This is a genomic window from Ensifer adhaerens (assembly GCF_002940685.1).
GTDB classification, from domain to species: domain Bacteria; phylum Pseudomonadota; class Alphaproteobacteria; order Rhizobiales; family Rhizobiaceae; genus Ensifer; species Ensifer adhaerens_E.
Map to the genome: position 1 here is coordinate 20,741 of NZ_PNFP01000008.1, position 23,699 is coordinate 44,439.

General features: G+C 64.5%; 13 protein-coding genes. 8 read left to right on the forward strand and 5 right to left on the reverse strand.

Annotated elements, in window-relative coordinates:
* Nucleotides 1-5 precede the first annotated feature (5 nt).
* The 5 genes from C1A35_RS16530 (at nt 6) to C1A35_RS16550 (ending at nt 5,640) form a co-directional block, all read left to right on the forward strand.
* Nucleotides 6-1,505 (forward strand): GMC oxidoreductase, encoded by a 1,500-nt coding sequence (locus tag C1A35_RS16530; protein ID WP_104665400.1) that lies wholly within the window; start codon nt 6-8, stop codon nt 1,503-1,505.
* Complete coding sequence (locus tag C1A35_RS16535; protein WP_104665401.1) at nt 1,502-2,281, forward strand: 3-ketoacyl-ACP reductase; 780 nt, start codon at nt 1,502-1,504, stop codon at nt 2,279-2,281. Before C1A35_RS16530 ends, C1A35_RS16535 begins: the two co-directional genes overlap by 4 nt.
* 102 nt (nt 2,282-2,383) lie before the next feature.
* Nucleotides 2,384-4,039: a GMC family oxidoreductase gene (locus C1A35_RS16540; protein ID WP_104665402.1), complete on the forward strand. Its 1,656-nt coding sequence runs from the start codon at nt 2,384-2,386 to the stop codon at nt 4,037-4,039.
* A gap of 8 nt (nt 4,040-4,047) precedes the next feature.
* Complete coding sequence (locus C1A35_RS16545) at nt 4,048-4,365, forward strand: Dabb family protein (protein ID WP_104665403.1); 318 nt, start codon at nt 4,048-4,050, stop codon at nt 4,363-4,365.
* Nucleotides 4,366-4,374: 9 nt separating this feature from the next.
* Nucleotides 4,375-5,640 (forward strand): glycerate kinase type-2 family protein, encoded by a 1,266-nt coding sequence (locus C1A35_RS16550; protein WP_104665404.1) that lies wholly within the window; start codon nt 4,375-4,377, stop codon nt 5,638-5,640.
* Between the two features lie 104 nt (nt 5,641-5,744).
* Here the strand turns inward: C1A35_RS16550 and C1A35_RS16555 are convergent, their stop codons facing one another.
* Entirely contained in the window at nt 5,745-7,082 is a 1,338-nt protein-coding gene (locus tag C1A35_RS16555; protein WP_104665405.1) for an aspartate aminotransferase family protein, read from the reverse strand.
* A 147-nt stretch (nt 7,083-7,229) separates the two neighbouring features.
* On the opposite strand from C1A35_RS16555, the gene C1A35_RS16560 reads away from it, so the two are divergent.
* Entirely contained in the window at nt 7,230-7,778 is a 549-nt protein-coding gene (locus C1A35_RS16560) for a cupin domain-containing protein (protein WP_104665406.1), read from the forward strand.
* Between the two features lie 211 nt (nt 7,779-7,989).
* Here the strand turns inward: C1A35_RS16560 and C1A35_RS16565 are convergent, their stop codons facing one another.
* The 4 genes from C1A35_RS16565 to hglS all read right to left on the reverse strand — a co-directional run bounded on the left by C1A35_RS16565 (nt 7,990) and on the right by hglS (nt 13,702).
* On the reverse strand, nt 7,990-9,222 hold the full coding sequence (locus tag C1A35_RS16565; protein WP_104665407.1) for a pyridoxal phosphate-dependent aminotransferase: 1,233 nt from the start codon (nt 9,220-9,222) through the stop codon (nt 7,990-7,992).
* 24 nt (nt 9,223-9,246) lie between these two features.
* Nucleotides 9,247-10,779: an L-piperidine-6-carboxylate dehydrogenase gene (amaB, locus tag C1A35_RS16570; RefSeq protein ID WP_104665408.1), complete on the reverse strand. Its 1,533-nt coding sequence runs from the start codon at nt 10,777-10,779 to the stop codon at nt 9,247-9,249.
* Between the two features lie 90 nt (nt 10,780-10,869).
* Nucleotides 10,870-12,291 carry an FAD-binding oxidoreductase gene (locus C1A35_RS16575; protein WP_104665409.1) on the reverse strand — a complete coding sequence of 474 codons (1,422 nt, stop codon included), beginning with the start codon at nt 12,289-12,291 and terminating at the stop codon, nt 10,870-10,872.
* Nucleotides 12,292-12,301: 10 nt separating this feature from the next.
* Nucleotides 12,302-13,702 (reverse strand): 2-oxoadipate dioxygenase/decarboxylase HglS, encoded by a 1,401-nt coding sequence (hglS, locus tag C1A35_RS16580; RefSeq protein ID WP_104665410.1) that lies wholly within the window; start codon nt 13,700-13,702, stop codon nt 12,302-12,304.
* Nucleotides 13,703-13,815: 113 nt separating this feature from the next.
* Here hglS and C1A35_RS16585 point away from each other — a divergent pair, with 113 nt between their 5' ends.
* The gene (locus C1A35_RS16585) at nt 13,816-14,709 is read left to right on the forward strand and encodes a LysR family transcriptional regulator (protein ID WP_104665411.1); all 894 of its coding nucleotides are present in this window, start codon (nt 13,816-13,818) and stop codon (nt 14,707-14,709) included.
* Between the two features lie 360 nt (nt 14,710-15,069).
* Complete coding sequence (gene ndvB, locus C1A35_RS16590) at nt 15,070-23,697, forward strand: cyclic beta-(1,2)-glucan synthase (RefSeq protein ID WP_104665412.1); 8,628 nt, start codon at nt 15,070-15,072, stop codon at nt 23,695-23,697.
* Nucleotides 23,698-23,699: the final 2 nt, after the last annotated feature.

A 23,699-nucleotide genomic window follows, 5' to 3' on the forward strand; every position in this document is an offset into this window, starting at 1 on the left:
CGATCATGCAGGAGCAGCCGGACATCGTCATCATCGGCTCGGGGATCGGCGGCTCCACGCTCGCGGCGGGGCTTGCCGGCTCCGGTGCCCGCATCGCGATCCTCGAGCGCGGAGAGCGCCTGCCGGACACGCCGGAGGCACGCAGCTACAGCTCGATCTTCGTCAAGGGCCATTTCCGCCCGAGGGAGATGTGGCGCGAGCCCGATGGCACCGAGTTCAATCCGGGGAACTTCTATTTCGTCGGCGGCAATTCCAAGCTCTTCGGCGCGGTGCTCCTGCGCTACCGCGCCGAGGACTTCACCGAGATGCAGCATCTCGGCGGCATTTCGCCGGCCTGGCCGTTTCCCTATGACGAACTGGAGCCGTGGTACGGAAAGGCCGAGCAACTGTTCGAGGTGCGCGGCGAACTGGGCGACGACCCGACCGAGCCGTTCCATAGCGCGCCCTACGCATTCGGCCCGGTGCCGGACGAGCCGGCCATTGCCCGTGCCCGCACTGAGCTGAAGGCGCAGGGGCTGCATCCGGCGACCTTGCCGCTCGGCGTCGATATCGACACGTGGCTTTCCGGCGGGCGCACGCCCTGGGATGGGTTTCCGAACACCGGCAAGGGCAAGAAGGATGCCGAGACCGCACCGCTCGCCGTTGCGCTGAACGATCCGAACATCGAGCTGATCACCTCGGCCCATGTCGACACGCTTGAGGCAGGACCGGGCGGGCGGATCGAGACGATCCATTACACCCACAGAGGCGAGAAGAAGCGCCTGTCGCCGAAGCTGGTGATTCTGTCGGCGGGCGCGATCAATTCGGCTGCGATCCTGTTGCGCTCCGGCGAGGGCAGGGGGCTGGCGAACGCGTCCGACCAGGTCGGCCGCAACTTCATGAACCACAATTGCAGCGCCATGCTGGCGATCAATCCGTTCAAGCGCAACGACAGCATCTACCAGAAGACGCTGATGCTGAACGACTATTACCTGACCGGCGGCAGGGACGGCCGGCCGCTCGGCAACGTTCAGCTTCTCGGCAAGATCAACGCCGACATCCTCAAGGCCAATGCACCTGTCTGGGGCCCGCGCTTCGCCTTCGATCTCATGGCCGGCCATGCGGTCGACTGGTACATGATGACCGAGGACCTGCCGAACCCGGAAAGCCGCATCATGGTCGACGGCAAGGGCATCATCATGCAGTGGCGGCGCTCGAACATGGAGGCGCTTTCCGGGCTCGAAGCGAAGATGCGCACGCATTTCAAGGCGGCCGGCTATCCGATCGTGCTGTCCCAGGCCTTCGACAAGCGCACGCCGTCACATCAATGCGGCACGGTGCGGATGGGCAAGGACCCGAAGAACGCGCCGCTCGACGTCTATTGTCGCGCTTTCGACCACCCGAACCTCTTCGTCGTCGACGCGAGCTTCCTGCCCACATCGGCCGCGGTCAATCCGGCACTGACCGTTGCCGCGCAGGCGCTCAGGGTCGCCGACCATATCGTCACTGGGGAGTTCCGATCATGACGTCCTCGACGCGCCCCGTCGCCATCGTCACTGGCGGCCGCCGTGGCATCGGCCTCGGTGTCGCCCGCGCGCTCGCCCGCGACGGCTTCGACATCGCGATCACCGGTCTCGGCGCGGCAGACGCGACAACCGCCCAGACCTTGTCCGAACTTTCCGGCGACCACGGCCGGGCGATCTACATCGAGGCCAATCTTGCCGATGTCAGCGGCCATGCTGCGACCGTCGAGCGTGTCCGCGCCGAGCTCGGTCCGATCCGCTGCCTCGTCAACAATGCCGGCATCGCCTCGGTGGTGCGGGGTGATTTCCTCGATCTGCTGCCGGAGAATTTCGACACGATCGTCGCCACCAACCTGCGCGGCACGGTGTTTTTCACCCAGGCGGTGCTGGTGTCGATGCTGACCGACCCGGCCGACGTGACGCCACGCTCGATCATCAACATCACCTCGGTATCGGCAACGATGACGTCGCCGGAGCGGCTCGACTATTGCATGACCAAGGCCGGCCTTGCGGCCTTCAGCCAGGGGCTGGCGCTCCGGCTCGCCAATACCGGCATTTCGGTCTTTGAAATCCGGCCGGGCATCATCCGTTCCGACATGACTTCAGGCGTTTCGGGCAAATACGACGCGCTGATCGATGGCGGATTGGTGCCGATGCGGCGCTGGGGCGAGCCCGAGGACATAGGCAACATCGCGGCCTCGCTTGCCGGCGGAAAATTCGGCTTTGCAACGGGCTCGGTCATCCAGGCGGATGGCGGCCTTTCGATCGGCCGGCTCTAGGAAACAGGCAGACGTTTTGAAGCTCGCAAGCGGGCAGGGTTTGAATTGAACACGTCGAAAATTTGGAACGTTCCAAATGACGGCGGCGGAGGAAGACAGGGAATGAGCTACGACTACATCATCACCGGTGCCGGCCCGGCCGGCTGCGTTCTCGCCAATCGCCTCTCCGAGGATCCGTCGGTGCGTGTGCTTCTGCTGGAAGCCGGTGGCGGCGACTGGAACCCGTTGTTCCACATGCCGGCGGGCTTTGCCAAGATGACCAAGGGGGTCGCGAGCTGGGGCTGGGAAACCGTGCCGCAGAAGCACATGAAGGGCAGGGTGTTGCGCTACACCCAGGCCAAGGTGATCGGCGGTGGCTCGTCGATCAACGCGCAGCTCTATACGCGTGGCAATGCCGCCGACTACGATCTCTGGGCGTCGGAGGACGGCTGCACCGGCTGGGACTATCGCAGCGTGCTTCCCTATTTCAAGCGCTGCGAAGACAACCAGCGTTTTGCTGACGACTACCACGCCTATGGTGGACCGCTCGGCGTCTCGATGCCGGTCTCGGCGCTGCCGATCTGCGACGCCTATATCCGCGCCGGCCAGGAACTCGGCATTCCCTACAATCACGATTTCAACGGCCGCCAGCAGGCGGGCGTCGGCTTCTACCAGCTCACCCAGCGCAATCGCCGCCGGTCGAGCGCGTCGCTTGCCTATCTCTCGCCGATCAAGGATCGCCGCAACTTGGACGTTCGCACCGGCGCCCGTGTCGCCCGGATCGTGCTTGAAGGCACGCGCGCCGTCGGCGTCGAGGTCGTCACCGGCAAGGGCAGCGAGATCATCCGGGCGGAACGGGAAGTACTCGTGTCCTCCGGCGCCATCGGTTCGCCGAAGCTTCTCCTGCAGTCGGGCATCGGCCCCGCAGATCATCTGAAGTCGGTGGGCGTTTCGGTAAAGCACGACCTGCCCGGTGTCGGCGGCAACCTGCAGGACCACCTCGATCTCTTCGTGATTTCCGAGTGCACGGGCGACCACACCTACGACGGCGTGGCGAAACTCCATCGTACGCTATGGGCCGGGTTGCAATATGTGCTCTTCCGCTCGGGCCCGGTCGCCTCGTCGCTGTTTGAGACCGGCGGCTTCTGGTATGCCGATCCGAACGCCCGGTCGCCGGATATCCAGTTCCATCTCGGGCTCGGCTCCGGCATCGAGGCCGGTGTCGAAAAGCTGAAGAATGCCGGCGTGACGCTCAATTCCGCCTATCTGCATCCGCGCTCGCGCGGCACGGTACGGCTCAAATCCTCCGATCCGGCGGCAGCACCTCTGATCGATCCCAACTACTGGGAGGATCCGCACGACCGCAAGATGTCGATCGAGGGCCTGAAGATCGCCCGCGAGATCATGCAGCAGGCAGCACTGAAGCCCTTCGTGCTGGCCGAGCGCCTGCCGGGCAATTCGGTCATGAGCGACGCGCAGTTCTTCGACTATGGCTGCGCCAATGCCAAGACCGATCACCATCCTGTCGGCACCTGCAAGATGGGCACGGATGCCTCGGCCGTGGTCGGGCTCGACCTCAAGGTGCGTGGTCTTGAAGGTCTGCGGGTCTGCGACAGCTCGGTGATGCCGCGCGTTCCCTCTTGCAACACCAACGGGCCGACGATCATGATGGGGGAGAAGGGCGCCGACATCATCCGCGAGCGCCAGCCCCTGCCGCCGGCGATCTTCGCCCACGAACGCAACGACAGCCGCCCGCGCGCCCGCGCCGATATCCGTTGAGGTCCCAGATGATCCGCCATTGTGTCTTCATCCGCTTCCGTCCTGAAATCACCAAGGAGGAAAAGGTGGCGATCTTCGACGAGATCGTCGCGCTGAAATCGCGGCTGCCGGGTTTCATGGCCGCCCATGTCGGCGGCAATGTCAGCCCGGAAGTGGGCATGGACAAGGGCCATGGCCTGGGCTTCATCGTCGACTTCACCGATGCGGCCGCGCGCGATGCCTATCTGGAGGACGAGGAGCACCGCAAGACCGGCGCGAAGATCGTGGCGGCGGCCGAAGGCGGCGTTGCCGGCATCTTCGTCTACGATCTCGAAATTGCCGGTTGAGCGACGGCGATGATCGATGCGCGCCCATTCCTCACCCGATTGTTCGAGGCGGCCGTCCGAGCCGCCGATCCTTACGAGGCGATCAAGGCGCACCTGCCCGATCCGCCGAAGGGTCGGACCGTGGTCGTCGGCGCCGGCAAGGCGGCAAGCCAGATGGCGGCCGCTTTTGAAAAGCTTTGGCAGCATCCCTTCAGCGGAACGGTTGTCGCCCGCCACGGGCCGGTGGAGCCGTGCGAGACGATCACGGTGCTGCAATCAGCCCATCCGGTGCCGGACGAAGCCGGGATCGCCGCATCGGATGCGTTGCTCAAGGCCGTTGCCGGGCTGACCTCGGACGATCTCGTCATCGCATTGATTTCGGGCGGCGGCTCGGCGTTGCTGCCGGCGCCGCCCGCGGGTTTGACGCTTGCAGACGAAATCGCCGTCAACAAGGCACTGCTTGCCTCAGGGGCGCCGATTTCGGCGATGAACGTCGTGCGCAAGCACGTGTCGCGAATCAAGGGCGGGCGGCTTGCTGCGGCCGCCTTCCCGGCGCGTGTCGTCAGTCTGGTGGTCTCCGACGTTCCCGGCGACAATCCGGCCTTCGTCGCCTCGGGGCCGACCGTGCCCGATCGCAGTACGGCAGCGGAGGCGCTTGAGATCGTTGCCCGCTACCGCATGGGACTACCGGACGGCGTGATGGCGCACCTGCGCTCGGAGGCGGCCGGAGCACCCGATCCGAATGATCAGCGATTTGCCGGGCATGAATGTCACGTCATCGCTTCGGCTGCCGTTTCGCTCGAAGCGGTCGCGGCGAAGGCGCGTGAACTCGGGGTCGAGGCACGGATCCTCTCCGATGCGATCGAGGGCGAAGCCCGCGATATCGGCCGCATGCATGCCGCGCTTGCCCGCGAGGTGGCACTGAGGAACCGCCCCTTCGCCAAGCCGGTGGTGCTTTTATCCGGCGGTGAAACGACCGTGACGATATCCGGCAAGGACTATGGCAAGGGCGGGCGCAACAGCGAGTTCCTGCTGTCGCTGGCGCTCGATATCGATGGTGTGGTGGGGATCGATGCGCTGGCCGCCGATACGGATGGCATCGACGGCTCGGAAGACAATGCCGGGGCCTTTGCCGATGGTGAGAGCATCGCCCGCATGCGCGCCGCCGGCATCGACCCGCGGCTCAATCTCGCCCGCCATGATGCCTGGTCGGCGTTTGACGCGAGCGGCGATCTCTTTGTGCCCGGCCCGACCGGCACCAATGTCAATGATTTCCGGGCGCTGCTGATCCGTTAGGGCGGAACCACCTACATAGACGTTAGCCGGATTCGGTTCCGTATCGAAATACCAACGCCGCCGCCGAAGTCTTCGGCGGCGGCGTTGTCTTGACTTGCTTTCGCTTACTTGGCGCGCTTCAGCGCATCGCCGAGGATCGAGACGATCTCGCCAAAGTGCTTCTCTTCGGCGATCAGCGGCGGCGAGAAGGCGATGATGTCGCCGGTGACGCGGATGAGCAGACCCTTTTCGAAGCAATCGACGAAGACGTCGTAGGCGCGGGCGCCGATGGCGCCGTCGCGCGATTGCAGCTCGATGCCGGCGATCAGGCCGATCGTGCGGATATCGATGACGTTGGGCAGGCCTTTCAGCGAATGCATGGCGTCGTGCCAGGCGTCCTGCAGCTCGACGGCGCGGGTCATCAGCCCCTCGTCGCGGTAGATGTCGAGCGTGGCGATGCCGGCGGCGCAGGCGGCCGGGTGGCCGGAATAGGTGTAGCCGTGGAAGAGCTCGATCGCGTTTTCCGGACCGTGCATCAGCGCGTCGTGCACCTTGCGGCTGGCAAAGACCGCGCCCATCGGGATCGCGCCGTTGGTCAGCCCCTTGGCGGTCGTCACCAGATCCGGCGTGACGCCGAAGAAGTCGGTTGCAAATGGCGCGCCGAGGCGGCCGAAGCCGGTGATGACTTCGTCGAAGATCAGCAGGATGCCGTGCTTGTCGCAGATCGCGCGCAGCCGCTCCAGATAACCCTTCGGCGGAATGAGCACGCCGGTCGAGCCGGCGACGGGCTCGACGATGCAGGCGGCGATGGTTTCCGCACCATGCAGCGCGACCAGCCGCTCGAGATCGTCGGCGAGCTCGGCGCCGTGTTCCGGCTGGCCCTTGACGAAGGCGTTCTTGGCGGGGTCATGCGTATGGCGCAGATGATCCGAACCCGGAAGCTGCGGGAAGACGCGGCGGTTGTTGAGGATGCCGCCGACCGAAATGCCGCCGAAGCCGACGCCGTGATAACCGCGCTCGCGGCCGATCAGGCGCGTACGCGTGCCCTGGCCGATCGCACGCTGATAGGCGATCGCCATCTTCAGGGCGGTGTCGACCGATTCAGAACCGGAGCCGGTGAAGAAGACGCGGTCGAGCTTCTGTCCAGCCGGGCCCGGAGCGATTTCGGCGAGGCGCTCGGCGAAGTCGAAAGCAATCGGATGGCCCATCTGGAAGGAGGGCGCAAAATCCATCGTCGAAAGCTGGCGCTCGACGGCAGCCGCGATCTGGCGGCGGCCGTGGCCGGCGTTCACACACCAGAGCCCGGCGGTGCCGTCGAGGATCGTGCGGCCATCGGTGCTGGTGTAGTGCATGCCTTCGGCCGAGGCGAGCAGGCGCGGGGCCTGCTTGAACTGCCGGTTGGCGGTAAACGGCATCCAATAGCTGTCGAGAACGGGGGCGTTGGGTTTGGTGTGCTGGTTCATGGCATCCTCCTGAGGTCGGCGATTGACGCCATGATTTGATTTGCCAAACAAGTCCTTTTCTGCTGTCAGTTAACGCATTGATTTATAATGCTGCTAGTCGGCATGTTTGCGCTATTTCGAACAACCTGAACAGGGAATCGAGCACCCGTGAGCGTCGATATCGGAAACCGGCTTCGCCATATCAGGCTGATGCACAATCTCTCGCAGCGTGAACTCGCCAAGCGGGCAGGCGTCACCAATTCGACCATCTCGCTGATCGAATCGAACGCGTCCAATCCGTCCGTCGGGGCGCTGAAGAGGATTCTCGACGGTATTCCGATCGGGCTTGCGGAGTTCTTCTCCTTCGAGCCGGAGAAGCCGCGCAAAGCGTTTTATGCTGCCGAGGAACTGGTCGAGATCGGCAAGTGGCCGATTTCCTATCGCCAGATCGGCGAAAACCTCTTCGGCCGCAGCCTGCAGATCCTGAAGGAGGTTTATCAACCGGGTGCCGACACCGGAAAGGTGCCGCTTGTGCACGATGGCGAGGAAGGGGGCATCGTGCTCTCGGGCCGCATCGAGGTTACGGTCGATGACGAGCGGCGGATCCTCGGGCCGGGGGATGCCTACTACTTCGAGAGCCGGCGACCGCATCGCTTTCGCTGCGTCGGGCCTGTGCCTTGCGAAGTCATCAGCGCCTGTACGCCGCCGACGTTTTGAGGGAGAGGCGTTCCAATCGCAGTGCGAAGTGGACGAATGCCCCTCATCCCGCTGCCGCGACCTTCTCCCCGTTTTGACGGGGAGAAGGGATATGCCGCACCCATTCGCTCCACGTGACCGCATACTGGTCTGTTGCGTAGGGCACGTCCCCTCTCCCCGCGGGCGGGGAGAGGGTTAGGGTGAGGGGCAATCCCGAGCTCAGAGTAATCGATCAGGAAAGCCTTGCGCAGGCGTCGGCGATGCGCGTCAGCGCTTCCTTCAGTTCCGCTTCCGACGTGGCGTAGGAGATGCGGAAGAACGGCGAGAGACCGAAAGCCGAGCCCGGAACGACGGCGACGTGGGCGTCGTCGAGCAGGTAGGCGCAGAAGTCCGTGTCCGTCTCGATCTTCTTGCCCGCAGGGGTGACCTTGCCGAGCATGCCGGCGCAGCCGGAGAAGGTGTAGAAGGCACCTTCCGGAACGCGGCAATCGAGGCCGTCGACGGCGTTGAGGCCGGTAACGACGAGATCGCGGCGGCGCTGGAAGCTGGCGGTGCGTTCCTTCAGGAACTCCTGCGGACCGGTCAGCGCGGCAACCGAGGCGGCCTGGCTGACGGACGAGGGGCAGGAGGTCGCCTGGCTCTGGACGACGGCCATTGCCTTGATCAGATCCCGCGGGCCACCGGCATAGCCGATGCGCCAGCCGGTCATGGCATAGGCCTTGGAAACGCCGTTGACCGTGAGCGTCCGGTCCTTGAGGCGAGGCTCGAGCTGCGCCGGGGTGACGAAGCGGAAGCCGTCATAGACGATGTGCTCGTACATGTCGTCGACCAGCAGCCACACATGCGGATGCTTGAGGAGCACGTCGAGCAGCGGCCGGTAGTCGCTCGCACCGTAGGCGGCACCCGACGGGTTCGACGGCGAATTCAAGAGCACCCAGCGCGTCTTCGGCGTGATTGCAGCCTCGAGCTTGTCGGCGGTCAGCCGGAAGCCGGAGGAGGCGTCGCAGGGGATCAGAACCGGCTTGCCTTCGCAGATCTGGACGATGTCCGAATAGGAGGTCCAGTAGGGCGTCGGGATGACCACTTCGTCGCCGGGATTGATCGACGCCATCATGGCGTTGAACAGGATCTGCTTGGCGCCGGTTGCCACCGTGATCTCGTCCTGCTCGTAGGCAAGGCCGTTTTCACGCTGGAATTTTTCGCGGATCGCCTTCTTCAGCTCCGGCGTGCCGTCGAGGGCCGTGTACTTGGTGTCGCCGCGCTTGATCGCTTCGCAGGCGGCATCCTTGACATAATCAGGCGTGTCGAAGTCCGGCTCGCCGGCGCCAAGGATGATCACCGGCTTGCCTTCGCGCTTCATCGCTTGCGCGCGGGCGCCGATCTTCAGGATTTCGGACACTCCGATCGAGGAGATCCGCGAGGCGGGCTGAAAGCCCGCCTCCTTGACCGTTTGGTTGATGGTCATGGTCGTTGCCTACTCAGGTGCCGCTTATTCGATGTCGAACGACACGCCCTGCGCCAGCGGCAGAGCCTTCGAATAGTTCACCGTGTTGGTGGCGCGGCGCATGTAGGCCTTCCACGAGTCCGAACCGGATTCGCGACCGCCGCCGGTTTCCTTTTCACCGCCAAAGGCGCCGCCGATTTCAGCACCGGATGTGCCGATGTTGACGTTGGCGATCCCGCAATCCGAGCCGTCGACGGCGAGGAATCGTTCGGATTCCTGCATGTCGCGGGTGAAGATCGAGGACGAGAGACCGGCTGCGACCGCATTGTGGTCGGAAAGTACGGCGTCGAAGTCGCTGTACTTCATGACGTAGAGGATCGGCGCGAAGGTTTCTTCGAAGACCGGGCCGGCCTGGACAGGCATTTCGACGAGAGCCGGCTTGGCGTAGTAGCCGTTGTCGTAGCCGAGCTCGACGCGCTCGCCGCCGGTGACGCTGCCGCCGTGCGACTTGGCTTCCGCGATCGCCTTCTGCATGCCGTCGAAGGCAGCCTTGTCGACGAGCGGACCGACGAGCGCGGTCGATTCCAGCGGGTTGCCGACCGAGACCGAACCATAGGCCTTCTTCAGGCGCGGAACGAGCTGGTCGTAGACGCTCTCATGCACGAAGAGGCGGCGCATGGTGGTGCAACGCTGGCCGGCGGTGCCCATGGCGCCAAAAGCGATGGCGCGCAGCGCCATGTCGAGATCGGCCGAGGGGCAGACGATGCCGGCGTTGTTGCCGCCGAGTTCGAGGATGGCGCGGGCAAAGCGCTTGGCAAGGCGCGGGCCGACGTCGCGGCCCATGCGGGTCGAGCCGGTAGCCGAAACGAGCGGAACCTTCGGGTTGTCGACGAGGACTTCGCCGATGGCGCGGTCGCCGATCAGCACCTGCGACAGGCCTGCCGGCGCATCGCCGAAGCGGGCAAGCGCACGCTCGAAGATCGCCTGCGATGCAAGGGCCGTGAGCGGGGTCTTTTCCGAGGGCTTCCAGACGACCGAGTTGCCGCAGACGATGGCAAGTGCTGCGTTCCACGACCAGACGGCGACCGGGAAGTTGAAGGCCGAGATGACGCCGACGACGCCGAGCGGATGCCAGGTTTCCATCATGCGGTGGCCGGGGCGCTCGGTGGCGATCGTCAGGCCGTAGAGCTGGCGGGAAAGACCGACGGCGAAATCGCAGATGTCGATCATTTCCTGGACTTCGCCGAGACCTTCGGAGGTGATCTTGCCGGCTTCGATCGAAACCAGGCGGCCGAGATCGGCCTTGAACGTGCGCAGCTCTTCGCCGAGCAGGCGGATCAGTTCGCCGCGCTTCGGCGCCGGCACCAGGCGCCAGACCTTGAAGGCTTCGTGGGCCTGCTCGATCTTGGCGGCGGCTTCAGCGGCCGAAACCGTCTTGAGATTGCCGATCTTTTCGCCGGTGACCGGGCTAAAGGACGGCATGTTGCCGCCGGTGTAGAGTTCCTTGGCGACGCCCATCTTTTCGAGAAGCGCTGCGGCTTCCTTGGTCACGTCGACTTTCTTGGTTGCGATGTTCATGGTCTGACTCCCGTCTTATTGGTTTAGATCATTGGTTGGAGCGGAATGTCGGCAGAAGACCGCACTGGCTTTTCCTCATTCCGCTCTGGCCTATCCGAAACGCACGCTGCCGAGCTTTCCCGGCGAGGTCAGCGTCTTCAGGCCCGCGGCCATGTCCTTGAGTTTGTCTGGCGTATAAAAGTCGTAATAGGCCTGATTGCGGCGGCCGATCGCATGTTCCGCGCTGAAGCTGCCGTGATACTCCTCGACGGCGACGGCGAAAACCCATTCGCGCAGCCGCGGTTCGAAAGTCTCGTCCTTGAGAAGGTCGCTGTCCTTCGGCACGACGAGGTTGAAGTGCACGCCGCCATCGCCGATATGGCCGAAATCGCAGACGGTCACATCGGGGAACTTCGAGGGCATTTCGGCCTTCATATGGTCGCAGAAGGCCATGATGTCACCCCGGCGGAAGGAGACATCGAAGGCGATCAGCTTACCCAAGTGCTTGACGCCCTCGGACAGGGCATGGCGCAACGCCCAGATTTCGTGCGGCGGGCCGACGAAGGCGTCGGCGAGCGGCGCCTGCTCCATTTCCCAGATCTCCGCGAGTGCGGTTTCCAAGACGGCGTCGAGCGACTGCTCGCCTTCGCGTTGGCCCCAGGTGCGGCTGATCTCGGCGAGGATGACGTAGTCGGGGACTTGGCCAGCCTGGAACGGGTTCTTAAGTGACGGCACGTGGGCAAAGGCCGCCTTGACGGCATTGCTCGACATGCCCTCGAAGGCCGAGAGATAGGCTCCGAGGCGTTCTTCCATGGCGCGCAGCAGCGGCAGCACCTGCGCGCCGCTCGCCGGAACCAGCAACGCGGTCGCCGTCTGCTGTGGCAGGCGTTCGAGGTTCAACACGCATTCGGTGACGATGCCGAAGGCACCTGAGGTGCCGACGAAGAGCTGCTTCCAGTCGACGCCGGTGTTGTTCTTGCGAAGGTCGCATTGTAGGTCGAGCACGGTGCCGTCCGCGTCCGCCAGCACGACCTTGAGGCCCAGCGTATTGCGGCGCACGTCGCCGTATTTCAGGAAACGTGAGCCGCCGGTGTTGGTGGCGATCATGCCGCCGATGCGCGGGTCGGCGCCGAGGTCGATCGGGAAGAACAGCCCGTGTTCCTCCAGCCGCCGGTTGAGATCCGACAGCCGGAAACCGGCGTCGAGCCGGACCGAGCGGTTGTCGAGATCGAGCTCGAAGCGCTTCGTCAGCCGGTCGAGGCTGAGCACGGCTTCGTCGCCGGATTGATCCGGGGTCGAGCCGGAAACGAGGCCGGTATTGCCGGATTGCGGGATCAGCGCGATGCCGTTCGTCACGCAATAGGCGACAACGGCCGAGGCTTCCTCGGTCGTCGCAGGCCGCAGCACCAGCGGGGTCCGGCCGCGATCGTAGCGCGCGCCGGTCTCATAGGCTTCCAGGTCTTCGGGACGCGTCACGACACCCTTGTCTCCAAGGATGCCGGTGAGCGCGTCGATATGCCGTTTGTCGATCATCGGATCAGTATCATTCCGCAGCGATCGCGCCGGTCAAGGCCTGAATGCAGCTTTCGATCGAAGCCTGCTCGATGCCGGCGTAGTGGTCGAACTCGTTGAGAACGGTGGCGCCGAGATCGCTCTCGAAACGCTTCTGGTTCGGGCTGGCGACGAAATCCTGCTGGGCGCCGTCGCCGAGGTTCGATTGGAAGATACCCGCGGCGCTGACCGGCAGGAAGTCTTCATAGACGATGGCGTCGAACTGGACGAGGCCGTTGGCGATGAGGGCTTCGATGTCACGCGCCGGGGAGACACCGGCCTTGCGGCCCTTCTCCGTCAGCGAGTAGCTGAAATAGCCGAGGCCGGCTTCGCGGATGCCTGCCCAGGTGTCCGGGAAGGGCGCGAAAGCCTTGGCGAGCGCCGCTTCGTATTCGCGGGCATTCGAACCGTCGGCCGCCGGGCGGACGATCTTGCGCGAGGCGTCGAGCAGGTCGTCGTAGAGCGCGCGGCCCTTCGGCGTCAGCGCGATGCCGCGTTGTTCGATCTCGCCGAAACGGGCGGTGTGCGAACCTTCCTTCCAGGTGCCGTCGGCATCCTTGAAGGATACCGGCTCTTCCAGCGCCTTGAACGAGGTCTGGCGAAGCAGAATCGGGCACTTGCGGGTCGGCGGGCCCTCGACGACGGCCTTCGGCGCGATTTCGTATTCCGGCATCAACGCCTGCACCTTGTCGATATCGAGCGTGCGCGGCGTCAGGTGGTTGATGTGCGGGCCCTTGAAGGACACGACATCGGCGATCAGGCGATGGGCGTCGTGCAGGCGCTTGTACATGTCGGCGCTGACATTGGCCTTGTCGTGCCAGCGGAAGGTTTCGAGCACTTCCAAGACGAAACGTTCGGCATCGGCCTTGTCGAGGCCGCCGTCGCGCTCGGCCTTTTCGGCCAGCTCGACTGCGCCGGCGGTGAAGATCTGGCGTGCAGCCAGGATGACCTCGGCTTCGGCGCGCAGCGCTTCGTCGGCGATGAGGTCGAGACGCAAGAGCGAGGTGAAGACGCGGAACGGGTTGCGCTTGAGCGCGGCGTCGCCGACTGGGCGGAACGCGGTCGAATGGACGGGAACGCCGGCGGTCGACAGGTCGTAGTAGCCGACCGGATACATGCCCATGACGGCGAAGACGCGGCGCATCATAGCGAGTTCGGCCGGGGTGCCGAGCCGGATCGCGCCGTGGCGTTCCTCGGAGATGCGGTCGAGCGTGTCCGTCGCGTCGAGGCGCTCCTTCAGCTCGGGGTCGGCGGCGAGCGTATCGTCGTTGACCTTGGCGACCAGCTCCATCAGCGTGCCGTAAGCCGGCACCTCTTCGCGGTACATGACCGACATGGCTGCGGAAAAGGCCGAGCGGATGTCGTCGGCGGATACGAAACTATTCTCTTTCACTGGGGCTCGCCTCGCGCTATGGGTGAAGGACAAGGTCATTCTCATTTCGGATCATATCCGATCGAACTGGCCATTGATCGCGTTGCTTCTGACTATGTTGATGCGAGGGCGGAATGAAGTTGAGCCGCAGACTGGTTCCCGACGTGACGACGCTGCAGGCGTTCGAATGCGCGGCGCGACACGGCAGCTTCACGCAGGCCGCCGCCGAGCTGAACCTCACCCAGAGTGCGGTCAGCCGCCAGATCAAGGATCTCGAAAACCAGCTCGGCGTGCTTTTGTTCGAGCGCGTGCGGCAGCGGGTGATCCTGTCGGATGCCGGCCAGAAGTTTCTGCCGGAGGTGCGCCGCCTGCTCAACCAGACCGAAGAGCTGATGGTGCGGGCGATGGCATCCGCCCGGGCGGACTCGACGCTGTCGATCGCGTCGCTCCCGACCTTCGGCAGCCGCTGGCTGGTGCCGCGTCTTCCCGATTTCCTCAAGCGCCATCCCGACACGGTGATCAATATCGCCTCGCGGTCGGCGCCTTTCGATTTCGAGGAGCAGAACTTCGATCTCGCTATCCACTACGGCCAGCCGGTCTGGGCGCGGGCGACCTGCAGCTATCTCTGCAGCGAGATCATCGTGCCGGCCGCAAGCCCGGCCATGCTGGCAACGCATCCGGTTGCGTCCCCGGAAGATATCGTCACGGGACCCATGCTCCATCTCGCCACCCGCCCGAAACTCTGGGCGCAATGGTTCGAGGCCAACGACATGGATGGGCGCGGTGCCTATCGCGGCAACCGTTTCGACCAGTTTTCGATGGTTATCGAGGCGGCGACCGCAGGGCTCGGTTTCGCCCTGCTGCCACGTTATCTGATCGAGCAGGAAATTGCCGCCGGAACGCTGAAAATCGTGCTCGACCGGCCGATGCAGACGGAAAACAGCTATTATCTCGCCGTGCCTGAGGGCAAGCTCGAAAACCCGATCAGCCTTGCTTTCCGCGAGTGGATCACCGAGCAGGTGGGCTAACGCTCGCTGCGCTTTTGTGCATTTCGAGGGAACCTTCGCCGCCCCTTCACGTTTCGCCTTGTCTGCCATCCGCGATGAAGCTTGAGAAGGGGCATTTGAGAGAGCTGTATCGAAGTGCCAAGGGGGTCCGCACATCGGCCGATTTCGGCCTGGAACGACTGTGCGCAAATCGTCCAATCTTGTATGAGCAATCCTTGCAAGCTGTTGGCACCACGGCTAAAAAATGCCATTTTCATGCATCACCGCGGCCTTGAAAATCAATGCGCCGCCGGCTTTGCGATCTCCGATGCCCAGTCGCGGGCGGTGCCTGTTACCGCCAGGTTCCGGTTTCCCGGGACATGACGGTGGATGGGAGGACACATGACCGTGTCTAGCAACGCGCCGGCTCAGCCTGATTTCGCAGGGCCACAGCCAACCCGGACCCCTACCGAGGGCCGGGCCGATCAACCCCGGTTGGACTCAGAACCCGTACCCATGCAGCTTCAAACTACGCCGCCCACCTCTCCGCGCGAACCGGAAGCCAAGCAGATCGATTACAACGATTCGATCCGCGCCACCTTCTTCTCGATGGAGGACCTCCGGCAATGCGGCGAGGATCTCGCGTCGAAGGGTGTGTCCTCGTTGCCGGGCTTCTTCCCGTTCGAGTTCCGGCCGCGACATCGCGAAAACGAAAACGAGATCCTGCGCGTCTACCGGGCGACGGCCGCTGATGTCGAGGCAGGGGCGACGATCACGCCGGCTGCCGAATGGCTGCTCGACAACCATCACGTCGTCGAAGAAGCGATCCAGGAAGTGCGGCGCGATTTCCCGCGCCGGTTCTATCGCCAGCTTCCGACCATTTCGGTTTCGGGCACGGTGATCCCGCGCACCATGGCTCTCGCCTGGCTCTACGCTGCCCATACCCACAGCACAGTGACGCGCGAAAGCATCACGGCCATGGTCGAGGGCTTCCAGAAGCACGACACCTTCAAGATCGGCGAACTCTGGGCACTGCCGTCGATCCTGCGCTTCGTGCTGATCGAGAACCTCAGACGGATCGCCATCCGCGTCGAACGCTCGCGCGGCATGCGGCGCAAGGCAAACGACGTCGCCGACCAGATCATCCGCCTCAGCGATCCGGAAAAGTCGCGCACGCTGCTTGCGGAATCGGAAGCGCTGGCGGCCGACAACACCTTCGTCGCGCAACTGCTCTACCGCATGCGTGATGGATCGCAGACCTCGGGCGCCGTCATCGGCTGGATCGAGGAACAGCTTGAAAAGCGCGGCAGCGACGTCGAAAGCGCGCTGGTCGCCGAGCAAAACCGCCTGTCGTCCGGCAACGCGACGATGAGCAACATCATCCGCAGCCTGCGTGAAATCGACGACACCGACTGGGCCGTCTGGTTCGAAAGCGTCAGCAAGATCGACGCTGCACTTCGCGAAGGCTCCGATTACGCGGCGCTCGATTTCGGTTCGCGCAACAAGTACCGCGACACGATCGAAAAGCTGGCGCGCCGTTCGGGACACAGCGAATTCGAAGTGACCCAGATCGCCATCCAGATGGTGCGCGAGGCGGAAGTCGCGGCGGAGACGGAAGCGCCGCTACAGCAGCCCAACGTCGGCTCGTTCCTGGTCGGCAAGCAGCGCAAGCTTCTGGAAAAGAAGATCAGCTACCGGCCGTCGGTGCTGCAGACCATCATTCGCCTCAGCCGCACGCTCGATTGGTTCGCGATCGCCGGGCCGAACATCCTCCTGACCATCCTGGCGATGATCGCCGTCTATTCGTTCGTCAGCCCGATGGCGATCCCGAGCGGCGCGAAGCTGATCATGCTGCTTCTTTTCGCGCTGCCGGCCTCGGAAGGCGCGATGGGCCTTTTCAACACGCTGGTGACGCTGTTCGTCAAACCGTCGCGGCTGGTCGGCTACGAGTTCCTCGACGGCATCCCCGAGGACGCCCGCACGCTCGTTGCGGTGCCGTGCCTGATTTCCAAGCGCGATCACGTCGACGAACTCGTGCGCAATCTCGAGGTCCACTACCTCGCCAACCCGCGTGGCGAGATCTACTTCGCCCTGGTCAGCGACTGGGCCGACAGCAAGGTTGAGGAATCGAGCGCCGACGCCGATGTGCTCGACTACGCCAAGCGCGAAATCGCCCAGCTTTCGGCGCGTTATGCCTATGACGGCAAGACCCGATTCTACCTCTTGCATCGCCGCCGCCTGTATAACGAGCAGGAAGGCGTGTGGATGGGCTGGGAGCGCAAGCGCGGCAAGCTGCACGAACTGAACATGCTCTTGCGCGGCGACCGCGACACCTCGTTCCTGCAGGGCGCCAACACGGTGCCTGACAACGTCCAGTACGTGATGACGCTCGATTCCGACACGCGCCTGATGCGCGACGCGGTGACGAAGCTCGTCGGCAAGATGTACCATCCGATCAACCGCCCGGTTGTCGATCCGAAGACGCAGAATGTGATCGCCGGCTACAGCCTGCTGCAGCCGCGCGTGACGCCGTCGCTGACGACGGGCAGCGAGGCCTCCGCCTTCCAGCGCATCTTCTCTTCCAACCGCGGTATCGACCCCTATGTCTTCACGGTGTCCGACGTCTACCAGGACATCGCCGGCGAAGGCAGCTTCACCGGCAAGGGCCTCTATCATGTCGACGCCTTCGAGGCGGCGCTGAAGGGACGCATCCAGGAAAATGCCGTCCTCAGCCATGACCTGCTCGAAGGCTCCTATGTGCGCTGCGCGCTGGTGACCGACGTCGAGCTCGTCGAGGACTTCCCGACCCGCTACGAGGTCGAGATGTCGCGCCAGCATCGCTGGGCGCGCGGCGACTGGCAGCTTCTGCCTTACATTTTCAACCTGTCGAACGGGCTGTCGATGCTCGGACGCTGGAAGATGTACGACAACCTGCGCCGCTCGTTGATCCCGCTCGCCTGGCTCGTCGCCTCGGTCATGGGCTGGTACTACATGGAGCCGACCGAAGCGCTGATCTGGCAGATCGTCCTGATCTTCAGCCTGTTCGTGGCGCCGACGCTTTCGCTCATCAACGGGCTCCTGCCGCGCCGCAACGACATCGTCGCCCGAGCGCACCTGCATGCGGTCCTGACCGAAGTCCGTGCCGCCAACGCGCAGGTCGCGCTACGCATCGTCTTCATCGCCCACAATGCGGCGATGATGGGCGACGCGATCGTGCGCTCGCTCTACCGCACCTTCGTCAGCGGCAAGCTGATGTTGGAATGGCGTACGGCCGCGCAGGTGCAGAGCGCCGGCCACGGCACCATCGGCGACTATTACCGCGCCATGTGGATTGCGCCGGCGCTTTCGGCGATCTCGCTGGCACTCGCGGCGATTTCCGATACCGGCCTGCCCTTCATCGGCATTCCCTTCGCGCTGCTCTGGGCGCTTTCGCCGGCCGTTGCCTGGTTCGTCAGCCAGTCGGCGGAAACGGAAGACCAGCTCGTCGTTTCCGACGAGGCGATCGACGAGATGCGCCTGATAGCGCGCCGCACCTGGCGCTACTTCGAGACCTTCGTCACCGCCGAGCAGCACTTCCTGCCGCCGGACAACTTCCAGGAGACGCCGCAGCCGGTGCTCGCCGAGCGGACGTCGCCCACCAATATCGGCGTCTACCTGCTGTCGGTGATGTCGGCGCGCGATTTCGGCTGGATCGGCTTCGAAGAGACGATCAACCGGCTGGAGCAGACGATCGCGACCATCGACCGGATGCCGAAGTACCGCGGGCACCTCTTCAACTGGTACCGGACGAACACGCTCGAAACCATGGAGCCGCGCTACATTTCGTCGGTCGACAGCGGCAATCTGGCCGGTCATCTGATCGCCGTCTCGTCAATGTGTCGCGATTGGGCGGAAGCGCCGTCGGCGCATGTGCAGGGCAGCCTCACCGGTATCGGCGACGTCGTCGCGATCCTGCAGGAGGTCCTGCGCGACCTGCCCGACGACCGCAAGACGGTGCGTCCGCTGCGTCGCCTGATCGAGGAGCGCATCGTCGGCTTCCAGAATGCGCTCGAGGCGATCAAGCGCGAGCACGAGTTCGCCTCGATCCGGGTGATCAATCTGGCGGTTCTGGCGCGCGACATGCACAAGCTCACGGTCAATCTCGACCACGAGGTGCGCACGTCGCAAAGCAGCGAAGTGACGAAGTGGGCCAATTCGCTCGTCACCACCTGCGAAGCCCATATCGCCGATGGCGTCTTTGACCTCGGCGCGATCGAATCGCTGCGCCAGCGCCTGCTGGTGCTGAAGGACCGGGCGCGTGACATCGCCTTCTCGATGGACTTCGGCTTCCTGTTCCGGCCGGAGCGGCGGCTGCTGTCGATCGGCTTCCGCGTCAACGCCAACGAGCTCGACGAGGCCTGCTACGACCTTCTGGCATCGGAAGCGCGCCTCACCAGCCTGTTTGCGATCGCCAAGGGGGATCTCCCGACGGAGCACTGGTACAAGCTCGGCCGTCCGATCGTGCCGATCGGCGCGCGCGGTGCGCTGATCTCCTGGTCCGGCTCGATGTTCGAGTATCTGATGCCGCCGCTGGTCATGCAGGAACGGCAGGGCGGCATCCTCAACCAGACCAACAATCTGGTCGTAAAAGAGCAGATCAACCATGGCCGCCGCCTCGGCACGCCATGGGGCATCTCCGAGGCCGCGTTCAACGCGCGTGATCATGAGCTCACCTATCAGTACACCAACTTCGGCGTGCCGACGCTCGGCCTGAAGCGCGGTCTCGGCCAAAACGCGGTCATCGCGCCCTACGCCTCGATCCTTGCCTGCATGTACGATCCGAAATCGGCGCTCGCCAACCTCGGGCGCCTTCGCGAAGTCGGCGCGCTTGGTGCCTACGGCTACCATGATGCGGTCGACTTCACGCCGACGCGCGTGCCGGAAGGGCAGAAATGCGCGGTCGTTCGCAACTACTATGCGCACCACCATGGCATGTCGATCGCGGCCGTCGCCAACGTCGTCTTCAACGGTCGCCTGCGCGAGTGGTTCCATGCCGATCCGGTGATCGAGGCTGCCGAGCTGCTGCTGCAGGAAAAGGCGCCGCGCGACATTCCGATCATGAATGCCAAGCGCGAGCCGGAATCGGTCGGCAAGGGCCAGGACGATCTGCTGCGGCCGGAAGTCCGCATCATCGAGAATCCGCTTTCGCAGGACCGTGAGACCGTGTTCCTGTCGAACGGCCATTATTCGGTGATGCTGACGGCCAACGGCGCCGGCTATGCCCGCTGGAACGGCCAGGCCGTCACCCGCTGGAAGCCGGATCCGGTCGAGGACCGCACCGGCACCTTCATCTTCCTGCGCGACACGACGACCGGTGACTGGTGGTCGGCGACGTCTGAGCCGCGCCGTGCGGTGGGCGAGAAGGTGCTGACCCGCTTCGGCGACGACAAGGCCGAATTCGTCAAGACCGTCGGCGATCTCACCAGCGAGGTGGAATGCATCGTCGCCACCGAGCACGACGCCGAAGGCCGCCGGGTCATCCTGCTCAACACCGGCACCCAGGACCGCTTCATCGAAGTGACCTCCTATGCCGAGCCGGTGCTGTCGACCGACGAGGCCGACAGCGCCCACCCGGCGTTTTCGAAGATGTTCCTGCGCACGGAAATCAGCCGCCGCGGCGACGTCATCCGCGTCAGCCGCAACAAGCGCAGCTCCGGCGATCCGGACATGGAAGTGGCGCATCTCGTCACAGACAATGCCGGCAGCGACCGCCACACCGAGGCCGAGACCGACCGCCGCCGCTTCATCGGCCCGGGCCGCACGCTGGCGGAGGCCGCGGCCTTCGATACGGATGCGGTGCTTTCGGGCACGGACGGCTTCACGCTCGATCCGATCATGTCGCTGCGCCGCGTCGTGCGCGTGCCGGCCGGCAAGAAGGTCAGCGTCGTCTTCTGGACGATCGCCGCACCGAGCCGCGAGGAGGTCGATCGCGCGATCGATCGCTACCGCCACCCGGAAACCTTCAACCAGGAGCTCATCCACGCCTGGACCCGCAGCCAGGTGCAGATGCGCCATGTCGGGGTGACCTCGCAGGAGGCGGCAAGCTTCCAGATGCTCGGCCGATACCTCGTCTATCCGGACATGCACCTGCGTGCCGATACGGCGACCGTGCAGGCGGGGCTCGATTCGCAGTCGAAGCTCTGGCCGCTGGCGATTTCCGGCGACTACCCGATCTTCTGCCTCAGGATCAACGACGACGGTGACCTCGGCATTGCCCGTGAGGCTCTGCGCGCCCAGGAATACCTGCGCGCCCGCGGCATCACCGCCGATCTCGTCATCATCAACGAGCGGGCCTCGTCCTATGCGCAGGACATGCAGCACGCGCTCGATTCCATGTGCGAGAACCTGAGGCTGCGCGGTCTTTCGGACGGTCCGCGCCAGCACATCTTCTCGGTGCGCCGCGACCTGATGGAGGCGGAGACCTGGTCGACGCTGCTGTCGGCCTCGCGCGCCGTCTTCCATGCCCGCAACGGTACGATCTCCGACCAGATCGCCCGCGCCAACTCGCTCTATTCGCCGGCGCCGGTGAAGGGATCCGAGAAGAGCAGCGAGTTCGTCGGGCCGCTGCTGGCGGCGCCGCAGGAGAACGCGGACGCCACTCCGGCCGAGATCAAGGGCGACGGCCTTTCCTTCTGGAACGGCTTCGGCGGCTTTGCCGCAGGCGGACGGGAGTATGTCGTGCGCCTGCGCGGCGGCGAAGCGACGCCGCAGCCGTGGATCAACGTGATCTCCAATGATGCTTTCGGCTTCCACATTTCGGCCGAAGGTGCGGCCTATTCCTGGAGCCGCAACTCGCGCGACTACCAGCTGACGCCCTGGACCAACGACACGGTCGTCAACCGCCCGGGCGAAGCGATCTTCATCCGCGATATGGCAAGCGGCACGGTTTCGACGCCTTATGCGGCGCTCTCGCGCCGCCGTTCCGTCGTCTTCGAGACGGCGCACGGGCTTGGCTACTCGACCTTCCGCAGCGCCCAGGACGACCTCGAGATCGAGGCCATCCAGACGGTGCATCGCAGCCTGCCGGTCAAGCTCATCCGCGTGTCGATCCGCAACCGTGCGGCATCGGCCCGGCAGCTGAGGCTCTATGGCTACAACGAGTGGGTGCTCGGCAACAATCGCGCCCGCAGCGCACCCTTCGTGTTGTCGAAGTGGGACGAGGCGGCCGAGGCGCTGGTGGCGACCAATCCCTACAGCATCGACTTCTCAGGCCGTTCCGCCTTCTTCGCGGTGGACGGCGGGGAAGCAGCCGGCCACACCGCGAGCCGGCGCGAGTTCCTGGGCTCGCTCGGTGGCATCCTCATGCCGCAGGCCGTGCTTTCGGGGGCGGATCTTTCGGGCTCCGTCGATGTCGACGGCGATCCTTGCGCGGTCGTCGCGACCGACCTGACGATCGAGCCCGGTGCCGAACGGCAGGTCACGTTCATCCTCGGCGATACCGATACGGAAGATCAGGTTCGAGCCATTGTCGGCGAACTGCGTGAGACCGCGTTCGACACGGTGCTTGAGGCGAACAAGACGTTCTGGCGCGAATTCACCGACATCGTGAAGGTGGAAACGCCGGATCCGGCCTTCGACGCCATGATCAACAACTGGCTGCCCTATCAGAGCCTCGGCTGCCGCATCATGGCGCGCTCGGCCTTCTATCAGGCAAGTGGTGCCTTCGGCTTCCGCGACCAGTTGCAGGATACGCTGGCGTTCCTGATCCATCGTCCGGAACTCGCCCGGGCACAGATCCTCAACGCTGCCTCCCGCCAGTTTACCGAAGGCGACGTGCAGCATTGGTGGCTGCCGGGAACCGGCGCCGGCGTGCGCACGATGATTTCCGACGACGTCGTCTGGCTCGCCCATGCCGTGACCCGCTACAACACGGTGACCGGCACGTCCGATCTCCTTGCCGAGAAGCTTGCCTTCATCACCGGCCCGGCGCTCGAAGCGGGGCAGCATGACGCCTTCTACAAGCCGGAGATTTCCGAAGAGGTCGGCGACGTCTACGAGCATTGCGCCCGTGCGCTCGATCTTGCGATCAAGCGGACCGGCGAGAACGGCTTGCCGCTGTTCCTCGCCGGCGACTGGAACGACGGCATGAACAGGGTTGGCGAGAAGGGCCAAGGCACGAGCACCTGGCTCGGCTGGTTCCTGGCGGGCACTCTGCGCGGCTTCCTGCCTTACGCCCGCGAGCGCAAGGACGAGGCCCGCGTTACCCGCTGGGAGGCGCACCTCGATGCGCTCAAGAAGGCGCTTGCGACCGCCGGATGGGATGGCGACTACTACCGTCGCGGCTACTATGACGACGGCACGCCGCTTGGCACCAGCGAGGCGCTGGAGTGCCGGATCGATTCGATCGGTCAGTCCTGGAGCGTGCTTTCAGGCGAAGGCGACGAGCAGCGCTCGCTGAAGGCGATGGATGCGGTCATGGCGGAATTGGTCGATCCCGACCAGCGCATCGTCCGGCTGTTCACGCCGCCGCTCGAGCGCACGTCGCAGGATCCGGGCTACATCAAGGCCTATCCGCCCGGTGTGCGCGAAAACGGCGGGCAATACACCCACGCCGCCACCTGGGTCGCCTTGGCCTTTGCTGAACAGGGCAGGGCGGAAGAGGCCTGGCGCGTCTTCCAGATGCTGAACCCGATCTCGCATGCCGAAAACCGCGAAGCGGCGGAGCACTACCGCGTCGAACCCTATGTGGTTGCCGCCGACATCTATGGCGAAGGCGATCTGGCGGGTCGCGGCGGCTGGACCTGGTATACGGGATCTGCCGGCTGGCTCTACCGCGTCGGCGTCGAAGGCATCCTCGGCATCCGCAGGCAAGGCGAGAAGCTGGTCATCCGGCCGGTGCTGCCGGCGGCCTGGGACGGCTACGCGGCGGAAGTGACGCTCAACGGCGCGCGCCACAAGATTTCGGTCAAGCGCGACAAGAAAAGTGGCGAGCCGATCGTCAGCGTCAACAATAGTGTCACAAAAAACGCGCATGAAGGCATTTTGCTGTAATT

What these genes read in the sequence shown, in the direction of transcription:
- C1A35_RS16530 (WP_104665400.1), top strand. Translation starts at nt 6, where the DNA reads ATGCAGGAGCAGCCGGACATCGTCATCATCGGCTCGGGGATCGGCGGC.
- C1A35_RS16535 (WP_104665401.1), top strand. Translation starts at nt 1,502, where the DNA reads ATGACGTCCTCGACGCGCCCCGTCGCCATCGTCACTGGCGGCCGCCGT.
- C1A35_RS16540 (WP_104665402.1), top strand. Translation starts at nt 2,384, where the DNA reads ATGAGCTACGACTACATCATCACCGGTGCCGGCCCGGCCGGCTGCGTT.
- C1A35_RS16545 (WP_104665403.1), top strand. Translation starts at nt 4,048, where the DNA reads ATGATCCGCCATTGTGTCTTCATCCGCTTCCGTCCTGAAATCACCAAG.
- C1A35_RS16550 (WP_104665404.1), top strand. Translation starts at nt 4,375, where the DNA reads ATGATCGATGCGCGCCCATTCCTCACCCGATTGTTCGAGGCGGCCGTC.
- C1A35_RS16555 (WP_104665405.1), bottom strand. Translation starts at nt 7,082, where the DNA reads ATGAACCAGCACACCAAACCCAACGCCCCCGTTCTCGACAGCTATTGG.
- C1A35_RS16565 (WP_104665407.1), bottom strand. Translation starts at nt 9,222, where the DNA reads ATGACCATCAACCAAACGGTCAAGGAGGCGGGCTTTCAGCCCGCCTCG.
- amaB (WP_104665408.1), bottom strand. Translation starts at nt 10,779, where the DNA reads ATGAACATCGCAACCAAGAAAGTCGACGTGACCAAGGAAGCCGCAGCG.
- C1A35_RS16575 (WP_104665409.1), bottom strand. Translation starts at nt 12,291, where the DNA reads ATGATCGACAAACGGCATATCGACGCGCTCACCGGCATCCTTGGAGAC.
- C1A35_RS16585 (WP_104665411.1), top strand. Translation starts at nt 13,816, where the DNA reads ATGAAGTTGAGCCGCAGACTGGTTCCCGACGTGACGACGCTGCAGGCG.
- ndvB (WP_104665412.1), top strand. Translation starts at nt 15,070, where the DNA reads ATGACCGTGTCTAGCAACGCGCCGGCTCAGCCTGATTTCGCAGGGCCA.